This window comes from Actinomyces sp., from assembly GCF_030530635.1.
In the GTDB taxonomy this organism is placed as follows: Bacteria; Actinomycetota; Actinomycetes; order Actinomycetales; family Actinomycetaceae; genus Actinomyces.
In genome coordinates this window covers 1-2,197 of the sequence record NZ_JAUMUL010000128.1, presented here as the reverse complement: position 1 = coordinate 2,197, position 2,197 = coordinate 1, and the positions used below count along the sequence as shown (strand labels likewise).

General features: G+C 65.4%; 2 protein-coding genes and 1 pseudogene. 1 reads left to right on the top strand and 2 read right to left on the bottom strand.

What is annotated here, in order from left to right:
• Positions 1 to 134 (bottom strand): annotated as a pseudogene (locus Q4A20_RS15020) (L-ribulose-5-phosphate 4-epimerase); the annotation flags it as partial.
• Positions 135 to 699: 565 nt separating this feature from the next.
• Here Q4A20_RS15020 and Q4A20_RS15015 point away from each other — a divergent pair.
• Positions 700 to 1,626 carry an alpha-L-arabinofuranosidase C-terminal domain-containing protein gene (locus Q4A20_RS15015; RefSeq protein ID WP_303124197.1) on the top strand — a complete coding sequence of 309 codons (927 nt, stop codon included), beginning with the start codon at positions 700 to 702 and terminating at the stop codon, positions 1,624 to 1,626.
• Between the two features lie 19 nt (positions 1,627 to 1,645).
• Here Q4A20_RS15015 and Q4A20_RS15010 read toward each other — a convergent pair.
• A partial coding sequence (locus tag Q4A20_RS15010; protein WP_303124196.1) for an HNH endonuclease signature motif containing protein occupies positions 1,646 to 2,197 on the bottom strand: 552 nt, incomplete at its 5' end.

The window sequence follows — 2,197 nt, the reverse complement described above, 5'->3', positions numbered from 1 at the left end:
ACATTCCCAGCCGTCCACACCACCAAACCCCACCGAATCAACTCCCCATGCAAACGCGCCACCCGCTCACGCGCATCAGCCACCGCCCCACGCACACCCACATCCAAATCAGCCAACACAATCCGCTCAGCCATGTTCTTCTCCCAGTTCTTCTTCAGGTGAGTTGTGGGCGGCAATGCGGTTCGGCTCCGTTGCCGCGCTGAATGTCCCCCGATCCGTATGCGTACCAACGGGACTCGCAGGCAACACGCGGACGAAGGAGCCGACCGCGGCAGTCACCACGGCGCAACACCCCCAATGGTGAACGTTCACATCGACGGTGTCAAGGCCGTCACGGCCCCACCGCGGGAGCATGGACCGCCTCACCCACCGTCAGCCCCCGATCAAGGCTCTTGGCGTGTGAGCTGCGGTGTCTGCTACGCCGGTTGGACGTTAATAACACCACTTGACCTTCTGCTATATACCTGTGGGCCCTTCAGCAGACCGTTAACGAGCGTTGTTAACCCCGAAGTGGCGTAGCAGACGGCGAAGCGGCGTAGCAGACCGCGCCCACCTCCAGGCGCCGGGACGGCGACCCCGCGGTCTGGCGCTCGACGCCGAGTCCAGCGCCAGACCGGAGGGAAAAGGAACGGGAGGAAGTCCGCGTCGCCTTCAACCTCAGCGAGGAACTCCGTATCCGCCATCTACACCTGGCCTGTCTTGGGCCGCCCAAGACGACCCACCAGCTCACCGACCTGTGGGCTGGAAGGCGTATCGCCGTCGTCGACAGTTGATGGGAGACGACCCTGCCAGCGCGCAGAGCCCGGCCCCTACCAGGCGATCAGCCTGCACTCCTACACCTTCACCGACTCCTTCGAGACCAAGGGCCAGGCCCGCGGCTTCGGCACCGACGCCTGGTACTCCGTCTTCGCCAACGCCTGGTGGATGGAGGAGCTGATCACCCGGCACTCCACGGTCATGGACCGGTACGACCCCTTCCGCAGGGTGGGGCTCGTCGTCGATGAGTGGGGTGCCTGGTGGGAGGTACGGCCCGGCACCAACCCTCACTTCCTGGAGCAGGACAACGCCCTGCGCGACGCACTCATCGCCTCGCTGCACTTCGACATCTTCCACCGCCACGCCGAGCGCGTCATCATGGCGAACCTGGCCCAGACGGTCAACGTGCTGCAAGCCCCTATCCTGACCGACCCGACCACCGGCGCCATGGTGCTCACCCCCACCTATCACGTCCTGGCAATGAACACCGGCCACCACGACGCGACCCGACTCGATGTGCGCTGGGTGAATGAACCACCCGTTCACGCCAACAATGACGTTCGTTCCTTCTCGCTGGTTTCGGTCTCGGCCTCCCGTAAGCGCGGCGCGGCTCTCATCTCGGCCACGAATCTCGACGCCGACGCGGCTCACACGGTTCGGCTGGATCTACGCGGCGCCCCGGTTCGGGTGGCGCGGGCGAAGGTGCTGACTGCGGACGCGCTCGACGCACACAACACGCCCGAGGCTCCTGACGTCGTCGTACCGGTCACGTTCTCGGACTGGTCTCTTACCGGCGGCGTGTTGGAGATGTCCCTCCCCCGCGCCGCCTATGTGGCGGTGTCGCTGGAACTGAGTACTCAAAGCCAATGACTGCCGGAACCGCTCCGTTTTAGAAGGGCGGTATTTCATCGAGAAGTGGTGCCAGGCCGAGTTCGTGCAGGGCTGCCGGGTACGGCACGGTCTCGAAGGCGCCGGGAGGCTGCCCGGGCCGCGGGCCACGGCTGGTGACCTGTGGAGACTTCCCGGGACAGTCGGGGCCGTCGGTACGGTCGGAGCAATCGGTTCGGCCGAAGTCTGCGGCGAGTGCAAGGCCGTGGTGAAGACGGCTCACGACCGCGTCGTCGACGGCGGTGGCCAGCGTGTCTGGAACGCGCATGGCGGACATCACCAAGTGGCGGGGTCCGAGTTTGCGGGGCAGCAGGATGATGGCCCCGTCCGGGCCGCGCCGATACCGTGCCCCGGTGGGGGTCGTCCACAACAGAGCGCCGTCGCCTTGCCGGGTGAGGGACCATCCGGGAGTGTGCTTGAGGCGGTGGTGGGCCTGACACAGGCTGGTCAGGTTGGACAGGCTGGTAGCACCGTCCTCCGCCCATGGTTTGATGTGGTGGGCGTGTTCAATGGTCTGTGTAAGCCCTGATTGAGAGGACCTACTGTCATGACT